Below are 17,131 nucleotides of genomic sequence, written 5' to 3'. Positions count from 1 at the left end.
ATTTAGAATTAACCTTATACAAATTCAAACAAGACATGAAAAGAAATAGCAAATTTATCTTATTAGCTATCGCGATGTTCGTTTTTTTTAATATGATGCCTGCAAAAGGGCATGCCCAGGATGCTGTAGGGGATTTAGATCCTCAAGGTGATGTTGATGCCCCGATTGACGGAGGTATAAGTATATTACTAGCTGCTGGAATAAGCTATGGACTTGCAAAAAGAAAAGCTGATAAAACAGAAAACGAAAATTCAGCTCTCTAATTAATATTTAGATTTAAAGATTAACTAAGCAGTAAGCATGGAAGACACACTCTCCATGCTTTTGTATGTTATTGATTTTGCTTAATTCGCGAATTCTTCAGGGCATAGCTCTAAAAGTTGTTTTTATTATTAATTTTAACGAGTTTTGCGTACCAATATTACTGGAAAGTCGGGCTGTTGTTTTTTTTCAATAATCTTATAATTATACCTCTGTTTTAGTGTTTGCAGCACTTTTTCTTTAATCTTTTCCCTGAACTATATATGTTATGACTAAATTTATTTATGCCGATTGTTCTTACAAGTTAAAAAAAACTTCGTTTCTCGTTCGCTGTTTTTCCATTAGTTTATTAGTAGTTACGTTATTTTCATCTTGTGGTATTATCAAAAATTCTTATTATTTCAAAGAAGTAAAAAGAGATACTACTATTTCTTCACTTGTAACTCCATCAATTGATCTTAAAATTCAGAAAAAAGATCTTTTAGCAATAGGGGTGACAAGCTTTAATAAAGAAGATGATATTTTTTATAACGGAGAAGTTTTACCCCCGGGAGTACCGCTTACCTACTCGGTTGACAGTAATGGGAATATACAATTTCATAGATTAGGATTAGTGAAGGTGGAAGGCAAGTCTCTTTCTGAAGTTAAAACTGAATTGGAGTCCGAATTACAACCATATTTAAAAGATCCTATTATTAAAATAGCTTTTGCAAATCATAAGATAACTGTTTTTGGAAGTGTTGCTCATGCTACGGCAGTCAATATAGTAGATCAACCTATATCTTTATTTGATGCATTGGTTCAGGCCGGAGACCTGACCGCTGATGCTGTTAGAAGAGATGTTTTGATAATCAGAGACTCTGCAAATAAAAAGCAGTTCACTCACATTAACCTTGAAAATACATCAGTCTTCAATTCTCAGTATTATTATCTTCAGCCTAACGATCTTGTTTATGTAAGGCCAAACATAGAAAAGACCGAGCGTGACGCCAAGTTACAACGAACACAACAGGTCATTACAATGACGGCGGGTACCTTATCTATTATTTTATTTGTATTAGACAGAGTAATTAAATAGCATTCCATATAATAAAAATATGTCCGAACTACAACAACAAAGCCTGCATGATCAACCAAAAGAAGAAGCAAATATATTTATACTTCTGATTCAGAAGTATCTGCCTTTTTGGCCATTATTTGCACTTACCATACCAATAGCTTTAGTTTTTTCATACGTACTCTATCGCTCACAAACGCCCATATATGTAGCTAACTCCAAGGTTTTATTAAAAGATCCATCAAAAGGAAGTGACTCAAAAATATTAGATGCGTTAAATATTTCCGGGGAAAAAAAGGTCGTAGATAATGAAATAATTGTGCTTAGATCATCAGGTTTAATGCAACAGGTAGTGGAAGAGCTTGATTTATACGCACCGGTATTTAACGAGGGAAAAGTAAGGGCAGAAGAACTTTATGGAGATAACTCTCCTGTAAAATTCATTGCGTTAGAAAAAGACAGTATTACTGAATTTAATAAATATTATTTTAACGTAAACTGGAAGAACAGTACAATTACGATCGCCAATCAAACCGTTCCGTTTGACTCAACAGCATTATTAGGTAGAAATGTTTTTAGGTTATTGGTAAATCGTGAATACAATCATAATTTAACCGGGAAAAAATATTTCGTTCAAATTACTCCTTCTGCTAACGTTGCAAGATCCATTATTGCGTCTTTAAAAGCTGTTGCCATCTCTCAAAATTCCTCAGTAATAGATGTTAAATTAGAAACTCCTATTCCTGATAAAGGAATAGATATTTTGACAAAGCTATTTAATGTGTATGTACGTACAGGTATTGATGATAAAAACCAAACAGCCGCAAAAACACTGAATTTTATTGAAGGAAGATTACGCATAGTTATATCTCAATTAGACAGTGTAGAGGGGAATATAGAAGCATATAAAGCAAAGCAGCAAATATATGATTTGGGTGCCCAGAGTACACTTTACATGGATAAGGTAAGGTCGTTGGATGCTCAAAAGAGCCAGGTAGAATTACAATTAGATGTATTGAACGAGATCAATAATTATGTTCTGAATAAAGGTAAAAAACCGGGCACTGTGCCTTCTCAAATGCTTATCAATGATCCTGTTTTACAAAACCTTTTGTCATCGTTGTACAATGCAGAATTTGATTATGACAGAACTCAAAGTAGTTCCGGAGAAAAGAGTGAGCAGGTATTATTAGCCAAAGAAAAAGTAGACAGAATTAAAAAAGATCTTCTCGAAAATATTTCGAATATCAGAAGCAGTTTGCTTACGATAAAAAATGATGTTGAATCCAATATTGATCTTAATAATACCTTGTTACAAGGTGTACCAACCAAAGAAAGAGGCTTACTTGAAATCAGCCGGCAGCAAGCTATAAAAAACAGTATCTATTCTTATTTGCTTCAAAAAAGAGAAGAAACGGCTCTTTCTTCTGCAGCTACCATTGCAGATTTACGGATACTGGAAACAGCCAGCATTTCAGGACCAGTAAGACCAGTTGCCAATAATTATTACATCGGCGGTCTCGTAATAGGACTTTTATCTGCTGTCTTTATTGTTTTATTAAAAGAGCAATTTAAGAGTAATGTGTTATTTAGGGACGATATTGAGAAGAAAACAGCCATCCCGCTGGTAGGAGAAATCATTCAGGCAAATACAAAAAATACTATTGTTGTTCAGGATGGTAAAAGAAGTGTTATCGCAGAACAATTTAGAACCATACGAACGAATTTGAACTTTATCGGTTTAAATGAAGAGAAAAAAGTATTGCTCGTAACATCAAGTATTTCAGGTGAAGGAAAAAGTTTTACTGCTATTAATCTGGCAATCGGGTTCACACTTACCGGCAAAAAAGTAGCATTACTGGAATTAGATTTGCGTAAACCCAAATTAAGCCGCATTTTGTCTATAAACAGAGATATTGGTATCTCTAATTATTTAGCAGGTAATGCCACTTTGGATCAAATTATAAAGCCTACAGCAATAAATGACCTGTTTCTATTGCCATCAGGAGCTTTGCCACCTAACCCAACTGAGTTAGTAGCAAAACCGGAAATTAAAGTATTGATCAATGAATTGAAAACAAAATTCAATTATGTAATTATCGATACGGCTCCCGTTGCTCCTGTAACGGATGCGTTGTTAATAAAAGATCTTGCTGATGTTACTTTATTTGTAATTAGACATGATTACACACCGAAGTCGTTTGTTAAAATGATAAACAATTATCACGCAAACAATAAATTCAATAACATGACAATTGTGTTTAACGGCGTGAAAAAGCGTGGTATTGTTATTGCTGGGCTTGGAAAAGCATATGGATATGGTTATGGCTACGGATACGGTTATGGATATGGTTATGGCTACGGATACGGCAACGAAAAATTTGCTATGTCTAAAATGCCTGATTGGTTGACAGAAATTACGGATAAGATTAAGCAGCTGTTTCGTAAATAACTTTTATGCTTAAGTAAAAATGTCTTTAGTTACAAAAAATATGTAACTGAGGAATAGCGAAGCTATGCAACTAAACGAATCATATTGGTTTGCGGTTTATACAAAACCGAGATGGGAAAAAAAAGTAGCTAAGCTTTTAAGTGAGAAGGAAATTGAAAATTATTGCCCTGTAAATAAAATAATTAAGCAGTGGAGCGATAGAAAAAAAACAATATTGGAACCTGTTTTTAAATCGTATGTATTTGTAAAAGTGCAGGATGAAAAAAAATGGGAGCTTAAAAAGATCAACGGGATTTTAAATTTTGTGTATTGGTTGGGCAAGCCTGCCCGTATTCGTGATGAGGAAATAAATACAATAAAAAAATTCCTGAATGAATTTTCAAATATTGAAGTTGATTATACTGATATAAAGGTAAATAGCAAAGTAAGAATTAAACAAGGAGTATTGATGAATTATCATGGAATTATATTAGAAGTAGTAGGAAATCGTGCAAAGGTTAAAATAGAAAGCATGGGAATTCAATTGAGTGCTCAATTTGATAAAAACAACATTGAATTATTAGCGCATCAGCGATAATAAAGTTTTATTAATCAGTTCTAAAAAATGAATAAAGGAGATAAAATATTTGTTGCAGGGCATAGAGGATTGATGGGAAGTGCCATCGTACGTTCTTTGCAAAAAAAAGGATATACAAATATTATAACCAAAACGTCTTCTGAACTTGATTTGAGAGAGCAACAACAGGTGAGAGATTTTTTTATTGCAGAAAAACCTCAATTTATTTTCCTGGCGGCGGCCAAAGTAGGAGGGATTTATGCAAATAATACTTATCCTGCCGATTTTATTTATGATAACATGGCTATTCAAAATAACGTTATCCATGAAGCATATCGTAATAATGTCGACAAGCTTCTTTTTTTAGGTAGTAGTTGCATATATCCTAAACTTTCTCCACAACCAATTAAAGAAGAGTATTTGCTAACGGGATTATTAGAAACTACCAACGAAGCTTATGCCATTGCCAAAATTGCCGGCATCAAGCTTTGTCAATATTATCAAAAACAATACGGTTGTAGATTCATTAGCGCAATGCCTACTAATTTATATGGGCCAGGCGATAATTATAATTTACAAAACTCGCATGTGCTGCCGGCGTTAATAAGAAAATTTCACGAAGCAAAAGTTAATAACCACCCGTCTGTTACCATTTGGGGAAGTGGTACTCCGCGTAGAGAGTTTTTATATAGTGACGATGCCGCTGATGCTTGTATTTTTTTAATGGAGGATTATGAAGGAGCCGATTTTTTTAATATTGGCGTAGGTGTTGATAATACGATCGCTGAATTATCTCTTATTATAAAGGAGATAGTTGGTTTTACAGGAGAGCTGGTGTTTGATACCTCTAAACCGGATGGTACTCCCCGTAAATTATTAAGTGTAGATAAAATAAAAGGATTAGGGTGGCATTCTTCTGTCTCTTTAAAAGAAGGGATACGTTTAGCATACAACGATTTTGTAAATAAGTACGATTATTATGTACATAAAGAAAGTTCACTTATATAATTGTATCTAATATCGCACGCAAAGTTTGCATGAATAAAAAAGTTCTCTTTTTAACCTTGAAGATTTTTTCTGCAGCCGGTGGAATAGAAAGAGTATGTAGAATATTGGGTAAGGCTATTTCTGAATTAAATGAAAACCCTCAGCAGAATGTAGCTATATATTCTATGTATGATAAATCATCAAACTTTGATTCAAAGTATTTTTCAAAAGATACTTACAAAGCATTTGACAGAAAGAAAACTAATTTTGTTATAAATGCTGTTAGACAGGGCGTTAAAAGCGACATTGTCATTTTAAGTCATATTAATTTGTTGTTACCCGGTTTTTTGATTAAGCTTTTTTCTCCAAAAACAAAGTTAGTACTCCTGGCTCATGGTATTGAAGTTTGGGATACATTCCCCAAAAAGAGGATAAAGATGCTTAACAGCGTAGATAAAATATTAGCAGTAAGCAGGTTTACGCAAGATAAAATGACGGAATACAATCAGCCTGATAAAACACGCTTTACTATTTTAAATAATTGCCTTGATCCTTTTTTACCTGCTCTTCAACAAAAAGATAAGGATACATCTTTAATGAAAAAATATAATTTTTCAGAAAATGATATCATATTGATGACACTTTCCCGCCTTACGAAAGATGACCGTTATAAAAATTATGATAATGTTATTAATGTTGTAAGTGATATTAAAGTGCAGCATCCTAACTTAAAATATTTTCTTGTAGGAAAATACAGCGAAGAAGAAAAGCAGCGTCTTGAAAAATTTATTAAAGAAAAAAAAGTTCAGGATTCTGTTGTTTTTGCCGGCTATATACCCGATGAAGAATTGGCAGCACATTATAATCTTTGTGATGTTTTCATTATGCCAAGTCAAAAAGAAGGCTTTGGTATTGCTTTTATTGAAGCCATGTTTTATGGAAAACCTGTAATTGCCGGGAATCAGGATGGATCTACGGATGCACTTTGCAACGGTCAATTAGGGCTGTTGGTAAATCCCGATAATTTGGAAGATATAAAATCAGCTGTACTTACTGTACTATCGGATATAAAAAAATATAAACCAAGTACAGATATGCTTATGCAACATTTTAGTTATCCTACGTATAAAAATAATCTTCAAAAGGCTATAGAACAATTGTAATTTTTTACTTCTTACTACATTTATTAAATGCAAACAGATTTGATGCAAAAAGATCAAGAGCCTCACTGGGACATGGTTGTTAAACCTACTTCCGGACTTCTTCAAATTAATTTAAAAGAAGTTTGGCGATATAAGGATTTAATGTGGTTGTTTGTACGAAGAGATTTTGTTGCACAGTACAAACAAACAATATTAGGGCCATTGTGGCATTTTATTCAGCCAATATTTACAACTGTTATGTTTTTATTGGTTTTTAACCGAATAGCGAATATTCCTACAGATGGCATAAAGGCACCATTATTTTACATGTCTGGTATTACCATATGGAACTATTTTTCGGGATGTTTAATGAATACTTCCAATACTTTTATTGGGAATGCCTCAATTTTTGGTAAGGTTTATTTTCCAAGATTGATCATCCCGTTGTCAATTGTTATCTCAAATGTAGTTCGCTTGGTTATACAGCTTTTGTTGTTGGTTGTTTTAATGGTTTGGTATCACTTTCATGGATTTCCTATTCACCTCAGTATATATTTGTTGCTTATACCTTTTTTAATAATAATCATGGCTGGTATAGGGTTGGGATTAGGAATAATTATTTCTTCGCTCACAACTAAATATCGCGATTTTACTGTACTTATATCATTTGCCATACAATTAGCAATGTATGCAACTCCAATAGCGTATCCACTTTCTTATCTTAAAAACAGAAGTTATAAATGGGCAATAGATATTAATCCTATAACGTCTGTAGTAGAAGCGTTTCGGTTCTCTCTTTTTGGTAAAGGGAATTTTAACTTTGGCAGTCTGGGGTATAGCGTAGTATTTATGATTGTTGTACTGTTTATCGGCGTTATAACTTTTAATAAAGTGGAAAAAACATTTATGGATACTGTATAATCATCAAATGAAATAGAATCTAAGATATGAGTAGTAGTATTATTAAAGTTGAAAATCTTTCTAAACAATATAGATTAGGACAAATAGGAACCGGCACGTTTAGTCATGATATAAATCGTTGGTGGTATAAAGTCCGCGGCAAAGAAGATCCGTATTTAAAAATAGGAGAAGCCAATGACAGAACTTCTAAAGGAACCAGCGAGTATGTTTGGGCTTTGAATGATATTAATTTTGAAGTTGAAAAGGGAGAAGTACTTGGTGTTATTGGTCGTAATGGAGCAGGAAAATCTACATTGCTAAAAATACTGAGCAGGACAACTACTCCCAGCATTGGTTCCATAAAAATAAAAGGTAGAATTGCAAGTTTATTGGAAGTAGGCACAGGGTTTCATCCCGAATTAAGCGGCAGGGATAATATCTTTTTGAATGGGGCTATCTTAGGTATGACAAAAACCGAGATTAAAAGAAAGTTTGATGAAATAGTAGATTTTGCCGGTGTGGAGAGATATATAGATACTCCTGTAAAACGTTACAGTAGTGGCATGTATGTTCGTCTTGCATTTGGTGTAGCTGCTCACCTGGAGCCAGAGATATTAATTGTAGATGAAGTGTTGGCTGTAGGAGATGCAGAATTTCAAAAGAAAGCACTTGGAAAAATGAAAAGTGTAAGTAATAATGACGGTAGAACTGTTTTGTTTGTAAGTCACAATATGGCTGCATTGGAAACACTTTGCAGTAAGGCTATTTTGCTGGAAAATGGCAGCCTGGTAGATGGAGGAGCTCCCAGCGCTATAATTAAAAAATACATCAGCAATTCATCAAACTTTAAGCGCCATCTAGATTTAAGTAATTCACAAACAAAGATAGGTAACGAGAATATTGAGGTATTACTTGCTACAGCCGAAAATGGAAGCTCAAAAGATAAAGAGGATGTAATAGATATCAAATCGGCTCTTGATTTAAGATTTATTTTTATTAATAAAACAAAGGAGGCTGAAATTTCGGTAGGCTTTGATCTAAGAACCTTAAAAGGAGATACTGTATTTGGATCACTTAATAAAGGAACTTATGAAATAAATAAAGAATCAGAGGTTGTATGTCATATCCCTGGTGATTTCTTAAACAGTGAGGTGTATCAAATATTCCTCTATTTTCATACTAAACAAATGGATCCATTATTTTCACAAATGGATATTCTTACTTTTGAGATCAAGGATACAGTAAGGGAATCAGGATATCTTGGCAAGGTTAATGGATTTATACGCCCCATTCTAAAATGGGAAAAAATACAATAAGGCAATGTCAATGATACGATTATTTGTCCTTGGATTTAAGGGGTTTTATTTATTAAAGAATCTTCCGGCTAATTTATTAGATACGATAGATTCTGTAATAATAGCTAAGGATCCAAGTATTGAAAATGATTATTTCGATGATATTTGCAAAGAGTGCATCATGAGAAAAATTAATTTTTTTCAAAGAAAATCTGAGCCTTCTACAGAAGCATCTTATTCAATATTTGTAGGTTGGCGATGGCTAAGCAATGTTGATAGCAAATCGAAAGTAATTGTATTTCATGACTCTCTCTTGCCTAAATACAGGGGTTTTAATCCTTTAGTAACTAGTCTAATAAATGGCGATACCATTATTGGTGCAACTTGTTTATTGGCAAATGCAGAATATGATAAAGGAAATATAATAAGCCAGCAATCCAAAGAGATTACATACCCGGTAAAAATAGAAGATGCCATTACAATTATGGCTGATATCTATTTGAATCTTTTGATAGATTTTATTAATAGTATTAAAAACAAGAGCCTTCAATATTATCCGCAAAATGAAGCGCATGCATCCTATAGTTTATGGCGGGATGAACAGGATTATTTTATTGATTGGAATTGGGATGCAAACAAAATTGAGCGGTTTGTAAATGCTGTCGGCTTTCCTTATTTGGGTGCTCGTACTCGCATCAATAATGAAGTAGTACTCATTAAAAATGTAAAGGCAGAGCCTGAGGATGTAATTATTGCAAATAGGGATACAGGAAAAGTTCTTTTTAAATCAAGTGAAGGTATAACTATTGTATGTGGTAAAGGATTGCTTACAATAAACGAAATACATACCATAGAAGGGGCTGTTTATAGTTTTAAAGATAAATTCAGAATCAGATTTCAGTAATGAAATACACAATACCATTTAACAAACCATATTTAACGGGGAAGGAAGTAGAGTATATTAAAAATGCCGTTTCATCAGGTAAAATTTCCGGCGACGGATTATATACCAAAAAATGCCATGAGTTTTTTGAAAAGGAATATGGGTTTAAAAAATGCCTTTTAACAACATCCTGTACAGATGCATTAGAGATGGCTGCTATCTTAATTGATATACAGCCAGGTGATGAAGTGATAATGCCATCTTATACTTTTGTAAGTACTGCTAATGCATTTGTATTGAGAGGAGCAAAGATTGTTTTTGCAGATTCGAATACCGACAATCCGAATATTGATATTGACTCAATTGAAAAACTCATTACTCCAAAGACAAAGGCTATTGTTCCCGTTCACTATGCGGGGATCGCATGCAACATGGACGCGATAATGGATATAGCAGACAAGCACAGTTTGTTTGTAATTGAAGATGCAGCACAAGCAATAGATAGTTTTTATACAGGTAAAGATGGAATAAAAAGGCCGCTGGGAAGCATAGGACATCTTGCCGCATTCTCATTTCATGAAACAAAGAATATTATTAGTGGTGAAGGAGGAATGCTTGTTATTAACGATTTGAAATTTGCACAACGTGCTGAAATAATAAGGGAAAAAGGTACAAACCGCAGCCAGTTTTTTCGTGGGGAAGTAGATAAATATAGTTGGGTTGATATCGGCTCCTCCTTTTTACCTTCAGATATAATTGCTGCATTCTTATTTGCTCAACTTGAAAATATCAGTAATATCCAGGAAGTAAGAAAAAAACATTGGAAACAGTATTATGATGGACTGCTTTCATGGAGTATAGACAACCAGGTTAAATTGCCGTTTATAAATGAATTTGCAACAAACAATGCACACATGTTTTATATTGTTTGTAAAAATCTGGAACAAAGAACCAGGATAATAGAAAAATTAAAGGCAAATGGAATTCTATCTGTGTTTCATTATTTAAGTCTACATACCAGCCCTTTTATTGCCAATACAGCAGACAGCATACTTATTAATTCAGATAATTATAGTGAGTGTTTATTACGATTGCCAATGTACTATGAGTTACAAACTGAAGAAATTAAAACAATAATTGATTTAATTAAAGAAGCATGAATTATCATTTAATGATAGATGATAAATTCATTAATGACTTTATTGTTGATGCAGAAAATATCTCTTTAGAAAGCACAAACAGGTATATAATAAGAGGATATTCCAAGGACTTAAAATATGTTACTCATCCAAAGGCAGAGTGGATAGGGGATATAGAAGGTGCTGAATTTAAAAAGCTGCTAAGCGTTATAACAAATAAAGACAAAGTTTTTATACATTGGTATGATCTTCCTATTGCAAAAACCTTACTTTCAATTGATTTAGATATCCCTTTGTATGTGCCATTATGGGGAGGAGAGTTTTATGAAGAACCACTGCTGGTAAATAAACAGTGGTTATTTGATAAATTGACATTAAAATATGTAAACAAAAGATATTTATATCCCCGCACTTGGGCCCGACGACCTGATCTGTTGTTAAGACAATTAATTACTATATACAATAAGAAGAAAAAAGCAGGAAAAGAATTTGAATTAAAACGAAAAACTATTCAACGAATTAATTATCTGCTTTTATATCCTAATACAAATGAAGCTGATTTTATACGGAAAAGTTATCAAGCCAATAATATTGTAGCATTGCCCTTTTCGTATAATCAAAACTTTGATTTAGCAAGTCAGATCCGCCCACAGAATACTCTTAAAAATCAAACAACTATTATCCGTATTGGAAATTCTGCAACGGAAACAAACAATCATCTGGACATATTCGCTGCTCTTGAAAAATTTAAAAATGAAGAGATAAAGGTAGAAGTACCTTTATCTTATGGAGAAACAGATTATGCTACAGAAGTAAAAAATAAAGGATTTCAACATTTTAAAAATAAATTTTACCCGTTGGAGAATTTCATATCCCGGGAAGAATATATTCAGCAGCTTAATAATGTGGATGTTGCTATTATGTTTCATAATAGGCAGCAGGCATTAGGCAATTGTGTAGCACTGTTAACTCTAGGAAAAAAATTATACCTGAAAAAAAACAACCCTTTATATTCTTTATTTAAAAAAATAGGAGTTAATGTTTTTGATGCTTCAATAATTAACACCTTGTCTTATAAAGACTTTGTAGAACCTCTTTCTCAAAATGAAGTGGATACAAACATTGAGATTCTTAAAAGGTTTTTTTCAGCCAATCAGCGACAAGCATATTTGAAGAACATCCTATAATGGTTTTTCTGTAATTTGAATTTATGATGTTATCAGTTATCATTCCTACTTATAATCGATCTGAACTTTTAGATAAGACATTAAAATCTATCGAGTTTCAATCATATAGCAATTGGGAGTGTATAATTGTTGATGACCATTCTCAGGATAATACGCAACTTGTTGCACAAGAATATGTAAATCGAGATGCAAGATTTAAATTGATAACCAATCAAAGAAAAAAAGGGGCACAAGGAGCAAGAAATACCGGGTTAATAGAAGCAAAAGGGGAGTACATCTCTTTTTTTGATTCTGATAATTTAATGAGCCGTGAGCGATACGAAAAGCAACTTAAATTTTTTGAAAGAGATGTTACAATAGATGCATGTACATGTTATTCACATTTATTAAATGATAGTAATGATATTGTAGGTGCCTTTATATGGATAACAAAAGGAGATATCTTAAAAAAGTTGCTGGAAGGACATACTTATGTAGATTATAATTCTACAGTAATAAAAAAAAATGCGCTTAATAAAATCGGTTTACTGGATGAAGATTGTCCATCTTATCAAGAATGGGATACGTTTATTCGGCTATCCCATTCTGCAAAATTTGAAACAGATCATGAATTATTAGTCGATTATTATCAAAGAAGTGTTGGAAGAATATCCAATGACAGTAAAAAAGAATTGAGGGGGCAGTTTTATATTTATAAAAAACATGCGCAATTGTTTATAGATACGTTAGGAAAAGACTTCTACTTTAAAAAATTATCGTCTATATATAGGAAGGCCTCTGGTGAAGATGCTTTGTTGCAAAATGAAATTGTTGAAATAATGCCTGAACTGAAAGACTCGTTACTATTGTTGAAAGTAAAACAAAAAATAAAAAAATTGTGGAAATAGAAAAAGTAGTTTATAGCAATCAGTTATTAGCTATTGTTATTAGAAGCTCATTTAAAAAAGAAGGCATTGCCTTTTTTACACCCGACGATTTTTCTCAACAGTTGGGATACATGAACAGACCTAAAGGGTATATAATAGATCCACATGTTCATAATCATGTTGAACGAAAAGTAACCTTAACACAAGAAGTACTTTTTATTAAATCAGGTAAAGTGCGTGTGGATTTTTTTGACGATGATAAAAATTACCTGGAAAGCAGAATATTGGAGCAAGGTGATATTATCTTGTTAGCTGCAGGCGGACATGGATTTGAGATGTTAGAGCAATCAGAAATGGTAGAGGTAAAACAAGGACCTTATTGTGGCGACCAGGATAAAACAAGATTTAGTCATTTACCTGAAAACCCTGTTATTAAATAAGTAATAATTATGCCTGAAAATTTTAATAGCAATTATAGTCGTTATTACGACTTATTGTATAAGAACAAAGATTATAAAAGCGAAGCTGAATATATAGCAAAGCTTATTCGCTCTGTTCATCCTCAAACTAAAAACATACTTGAATTAGGCGCAGGAACAGGAAATCATGCTGCAATACTTTGTAATGATGGATTTACTGTAACAGGTTTAGAGCGAAGTGCAGAAATGGTGGCAAAAGCAAAAGAAAAGAAAATTGAAGGATTCACTCCTGTAGTAGGAGATATTCAGGACTATTCCATTGATCAAAAATTTGATGCAGTCATCTCGCTATTTCATGTAATCAGTTACTTAACATCCAACACTGCTTTGATCGACTGTTTCAACACAACAAATTCCCATTTGAATAAAGGAGGTGTTTTTATTTTTGATGTATGGTACACACCTGCCGTCTATGTTCAGGGATCTGAAACAAGAATAAAAAAAATGGAAGATGATGACATCGAAATTACAAGACTTGCTCAGCCGGAAGCGCATTATAATCTTAATGTCATAGACGTTAATTATGAGATCATTATTCAAGATAAAAAAACCAGGCTTGCAGAACAGTATCCAGAAAAGCATCCTATGCGCCATTTTTCAATACCAGAAATAAATTTGCTGGCATTGCTTACAGGATTTGAGGTTATTAAAACAGAAGAATTTTTAACAGCAGCAAACCCCGGAGAAAATACCTGGGGTGTTTGCTTTGTCTTACAAAAGAAATAATATGCAACAACCTATTCCGGTTAATACACCATTGCTTTCGGGTAACGAATTAAAATATGTAACTGAATGCATTGAAACAGGATGGATATCCAGTGAAGGACCGTTCATTACAAAATTTGAAGAAAAGTTTTCTCAATACATCGGAATGCAGCATGGCATAGCAGTAAGCAATGGATCTGCAGCATTGGACGTAGCGGTTGCAGCCCTGCAATTGCAAAAAGGCGATGAGGTGATAATGCCTTCCTTTACTATCATATCACCGGCACTTTCCGTTGTAAGGGCAGGTGGAATACCTATTTTGATTGATAGCGATCCGGTTACATGGAATATGAATGTACATGAAATTGAAAGCAAGATAACACCCAGAACAAAAGCTATTTTAGTAGTACATATTTATGGGTTGCCTGTTGATATGCAACCTGTATTGGAAATAGCTAAAAAGCACAATATTATTGTTATTGAAGATGCAGCTGAAATGCACGGACAAACATATAATGGAATAAAATGCGGCGCTTTGGGTGATATCAGTATTTTTAGTTTTTATCCTAATAAACATATTACAACAGGAGAGGGAGGAATGATATTAACCAATAATAAGGAGTGGGCAGAACGATGTAAGAAATTGCGCAATCTTGCATTTGAACCAGGCAGGAGATTTGTGCATAATGAATTGGGATGGAACTATAGAATGACAAATCTTCAAGCAGCATTGGGATTAGCGCAGTTAGAAAAAATAGATTTTCATGTTACTAAAAAAAGACAGATCGGCGAAACCTACAATACAGGGTTGAAAAATATCAGCAATTTTCAATTGCCATTAACCCGAACATCCTATGCGGAGAATATCTATTGGGTGTATGGATTAGTTGCCGATACACAACAAATTGCAGAAGAAACAGTAAGAAAATTAAACGAAGAAAAAATTGGCACACGCCCTTTTTTTTGGTGTATGCACGAACAACCTGTATTTCTTAATATGGGATTGTTTAAAAATGAAAAATACCCGGTGGCCGAAAAGCTTGCAAGAAATGGGTTCTATTTACCAAGTGGATTAGGACTTACTGAGCAAGAACAACAAAGTGTGATTACTATTTTTACTTCAATAGTTTAATTTTAATGAAGCGTAGAGTTGAGATTTATTTTTGGGAAGGATATATTTCTGTTGCGCCTACCATCATTAATTTAGCAAATTCATTAGCAGAAAAAGGACACCCCGTTTTTATTTATACCAGGGTAATTCAAGAATATGCTCCAGAAACAGAATTAAATGCTGCCGTAAAAATATTAAGGTTTGATAGACAAAAATATTTGTTGCGACTTAAAAATTGGTTGACCAAGGTTCCTTTTTTATATAAGTATCAACAGGATATAATTAATTTGCAACTGCTATTAAATTCTTATAAATGGGCTGTAAAAAAAAGCAGAAAAGAATCCGGAAATAATAAAAGTTGCTTGTTAATTGGAGTTGATTATTTAGGATTACAATGGGCGAACTTGCTAAAACGACGCAATGATTCTTTAATATATCTTTCATTAGAAATTGAAATACCTGCACAGTTGCATAGTAAAAATTTGATTGATTATTTGCGAAGAAAAGAAATACAAATTCACTCTCATAAAGTTGCTCTCACATTAATACAGGATAAATACCGAATGGAGATTTTGAAAAAGTTGAACAATTTAACTGACAAAGCAAAATTTGCCATTTTAACCAATTCGCCTCGGGATCATAAGCAGCCGATCCCATCATCAAAAAATTTTTTTGAAGAAAAATTTGATCTTCCTCAAAACTCGTTTAAAATCCTTTCTGCCGGAATGATTTCCGAAGGAGTGCTTTCAACAGACATTGCAAGAGTATTTAATTTCATTTCTGATAAGACTATTTATTTGATTTATCATGAAAGAGATAAGATAAATGAAAAGAGTGATTATATACAAAATATTAAAAACCTGGGAGGAAAAAATCTTGTATTATCGTTAGAGCCTGTTCCGTATGAAATGGTATATCAAATTTTTTCTTCTGCTGATATAGGATTGGCTATTTATAATCCTGAATGGGGAGATAATTTTTCATCAATAGTTGGCGCATCAGGAAAACTATCTCATTATCTGCAATTTGGAATTCCTGTAATATGCTACGATTTGCCAGGCTTTAGAGAAATTATTGAGCAATATAATTGCGGTATTGTTATAAAGAATGTTGAAGAATTAGACGCTGCAATTACTGCTATAAAAGCAAATTATAATAATTTCAGCAAAGGCGCATATACCTGTTATCGGGATTGTTACAATTTTGATTCACAATTTGAAGTTATTTATACTAGCTGGAAAAACCTTTTTGATCTATCTTGATTATAATTCTGTAAATTAAATGAGCAAGATTTTAGTTTCTATTATTATTCCAACATACAATTCTGCATCTACCCTAAAACAAGCTCTTGACAGTGTACTTAACCAAACCTATACTAATTATGAGATTCTTATAATTGATGGAGCTTCATCTGATAATACAATATCTATAGTAAAACAATATCAGGAAAGCTTTAATTCAATACGGGTTATCTCAGAAAAAGATAACGGCATTTACGATGCAATGAATAAAGGTACCCGTTTAGCGGAAGGGGAGTGGCTATACTTCTTAGGAAGTGATGATTATTTGATTGACGAAAATTTATTGAAATATATTTTTGAGGATACTTATGAACAAAACAGAGATTTTCATTTTTTGTATGGGAATGTTTTTTGGGGAAGTACGCCTGTAGTTTACATGGGTGAATTTAATAAATATATGTTGTCTCGTAGAAATATTTGCCACCAGGCAATTTTTTATAAAAAAACAATACATACCGAGTTTGATTATTCTTACGATGTTAATAACCCGGCTTTAGCAGACTGGAAACTTAATATACAATGCTTTTTAGATAAAAGAATTAAAGTGAAATATTTACCCGTAATTGTCGCCAGGTTTAATATACTTGGTTCCAGCAAGGATTTTATTGATGGCTTTCGTAACGAAATAAAAGCATTATATAGTTCATACTTTTCTACTTATACGTACATTGAAAAGTTAAAATTCAAGATATTCATGCCCGAAGAATTTGGTTCAAAAAATATTTTCATTAAAAAGTTTCAAAGCACAGTATTTTGGTTCTATCGATTAATAAATAGATGATCATCAAGATTTTTTTATTCGTTGGTCAA

Annotated in this window: 17 protein-coding genes; all 17 read left to right on the top strand. The window is 33.0% G+C overall.

Going from position 1 to position 17,131, the window contains the following annotated elements:
- The first annotated feature begins 35 nt into the window (after window positions 1–35).
- Window positions 36–263 (top strand): PID-CTERM protein-sorting domain-containing protein, encoded by a 228-nt coding sequence (locus K9M53_RS08850; protein WP_224013946.1) that lies wholly within the window; start codon window positions 36–38, stop codon window positions 261–263.
- A gap of 266 nt (window positions 264–529) precedes the next feature.
- Window positions 530–1,339 carry a polysaccharide biosynthesis/export family protein gene (locus K9M53_RS08845; protein WP_224013945.1) on the top strand — a complete coding sequence of 270 codons (810 nt, stop codon included), beginning with the start codon at window positions 530–532 and terminating at the stop codon, window positions 1,337–1,339.
- 19 nt (window positions 1,340–1,358) lie between these two features.
- Complete coding sequence (locus K9M53_RS08840; protein ID WP_224013944.1) at window positions 1,359–3,770, top strand: GumC family protein; 2,412 nt, start codon at window positions 1,359–1,361, stop codon at window positions 3,768–3,770.
- A 64-nt stretch (window positions 3,771–3,834) separates the two neighbouring features.
- A complete protein-coding gene (locus K9M53_RS08835; protein WP_224013942.1) occupies window positions 3,835–4,347 on the top strand; it encodes a UpxY family transcription antiterminator in 513 nt (170 codons plus the stop codon).
- A gap of 27 nt (window positions 4,348–4,374) precedes the next feature.
- A complete protein-coding gene (locus K9M53_RS08830) occupies window positions 4,375–5,334 on the top strand; it encodes a GDP-L-fucose synthase family protein (protein WP_224013940.1) in 960 nt (319 codons plus the stop codon).
- Between the two features lie 29 nt (window positions 5,335–5,363).
- Window positions 5,364–6,476: a glycosyltransferase family 4 protein gene (locus tag K9M53_RS08825; RefSeq protein WP_224013938.1), complete on the top strand. Its 1,113-nt coding sequence runs from the start codon at window positions 5,364–5,366 to the stop codon at window positions 6,474–6,476.
- Window positions 6,477–6,518: 42 nt separating this feature from the next.
- A complete protein-coding gene (locus tag K9M53_RS08820) occupies window positions 6,519–7,376 on the top strand; it encodes an ABC transporter permease (protein WP_224013936.1) in 858 nt (285 codons plus the stop codon).
- Between the two features lie 26 nt (window positions 7,377–7,402).
- The gene (locus tag K9M53_RS08815) at window positions 7,403–8,671 is read left to right on the top strand and encodes an ABC transporter ATP-binding protein (protein ID WP_224013934.1); all 1,269 of its coding nucleotides are present in this window, start codon (window positions 7,403–7,405) and stop codon (window positions 8,669–8,671) included.
- A gap of 4 nt (window positions 8,672–8,675) precedes the next feature.
- Window positions 8,676–9,554 (top strand): methionyl-tRNA formyltransferase, encoded by an 879-nt coding sequence (locus tag K9M53_RS08810; protein ID WP_224013932.1) that lies wholly within the window; start codon window positions 8,676–8,678, stop codon window positions 9,552–9,554.
- Window positions 9,554–10,693, top strand: a complete 1,140-nt coding sequence (rffA, locus tag K9M53_RS08805; protein ID WP_224013930.1) for a dTDP-4-amino-4,6-dideoxygalactose transaminase — start codon at window positions 9,554–9,556, stop codon at window positions 10,691–10,693. Before K9M53_RS08810 ends, rffA begins: the two co-directional genes overlap by 1 nt.
- A gap of 11 nt (window positions 10,694–10,704) precedes the next feature.
- Window positions 10,705–11,859, top strand: a complete 1,155-nt coding sequence (locus K9M53_RS08800) for a TDP-N-acetylfucosamine:lipid II N-acetylfucosaminyltransferase (RefSeq protein WP_224013928.1) — start codon at window positions 10,705–10,707, stop codon at window positions 11,857–11,859.
- Between the two features lie 23 nt (window positions 11,860–11,882).
- A complete protein-coding gene (locus tag K9M53_RS08795) occupies window positions 11,883–12,746 on the top strand; it encodes a glycosyltransferase family 2 protein (RefSeq protein WP_224013927.1) in 864 nt (287 codons plus the stop codon).
- Entirely contained in the window at window positions 12,737–13,165 is a 429-nt protein-coding gene (locus K9M53_RS08790; RefSeq protein WP_224013924.1) for a cupin domain-containing protein, read from the top strand. The genes K9M53_RS08795 and K9M53_RS08790 overlap by 10 nt, the downstream gene beginning before the upstream one ends.
- A 9-nt stretch (window positions 13,166–13,174) precedes the next feature.
- Window positions 13,175–13,930, top strand: coding sequence for a class I SAM-dependent methyltransferase (locus K9M53_RS08785; RefSeq protein ID WP_224013922.1), 756 nt, complete (start codon window positions 13,175–13,177; stop codon window positions 13,928–13,930).
- A 1-nt stretch (window position 13,931) separates the two neighbouring features.
- Window positions 13,932–15,041 (top strand): DegT/DnrJ/EryC1/StrS family aminotransferase, encoded by a 1,110-nt coding sequence (locus tag K9M53_RS08780; protein WP_224013921.1) that lies wholly within the window; start codon window positions 13,932–13,934, stop codon window positions 15,039–15,041.
- A 5-nt stretch (window positions 15,042–15,046) separates the two neighbouring features.
- Entirely contained in the window at window positions 15,047–16,282 is a 1,236-nt protein-coding gene (locus K9M53_RS08775) for a glycosyltransferase family protein (RefSeq protein WP_224013920.1), read from the top strand.
- Window positions 16,283–16,301: 19 nt separating this feature from the next.
- Window positions 16,302–17,102 (top strand): glycosyltransferase family 2 protein, encoded by an 801-nt coding sequence (locus tag K9M53_RS08770; protein WP_224013918.1) that lies wholly within the window; start codon window positions 16,302–16,304, stop codon window positions 17,100–17,102.
- Window positions 17,103–17,131: the final 29 nt, after the last annotated feature.

The organism is Ferruginibacter albus (assembly GCF_020042285.1).
Lineage (GTDB): Bacteria > Bacteroidota > Bacteroidia > Chitinophagales > Chitinophagaceae > Ferruginibacter > Ferruginibacter albus.
This window is presented reverse-complemented; position numbering and strand designations above follow the sequence as displayed.